Origin of the sequence: Microbacterium sp. C7(2022) (assembly GCF_028823665.1) — a bacterium.
GTDB lineage: Bacteria > Actinomycetota > Actinomycetes > Actinomycetales > Microbacteriaceae > Microbacterium.
Map to the genome: position 1 here is coordinate 1 of NZ_JAPEHV010000055.1, position 276 is coordinate 276.

The following is a 276-nucleotide window of genomic DNA, read 5'->3' on the forward strand; positions in this document are numbered from 1 at the left end:
AATCTTGGATCGGCAAGTGAAAAGGCTAAGAAACAAAGACATCCCTTCGGTCAAGGTTCTTTGGAAGAACCAACAAGCTGAAAGTGCTACTTGGGAGGCCGAGGCCGATATGAAAAAGTGATACCCCTATCTCTTCCATTCCGATCAAACTTGAGGTATTATGGTCCTTTCTATCTAAAAGTTTCCTCCCCTTTTTGTGAATCTTGATGTGTCACCTATGCATTATTATATGATTGAAATTAGCATCGAAAATGTTATTTGAGAAATGGCTTAGGG

At 39.9% G+C, this 276-nt stretch carries 1 protein-coding gene; it reads left to right on the top strand.

What is annotated here, in order from left to right:
• Positions 1-4 precede the first annotated feature (4 nt).
• Entirely contained in the window at positions 5-121 is a 117-nt protein-coding gene (locus ON062_RS14045; RefSeq protein WP_368859991.1) for a hypothetical protein, read from the top strand.
• Positions 122-276 lie beyond the last annotated feature (155 nt).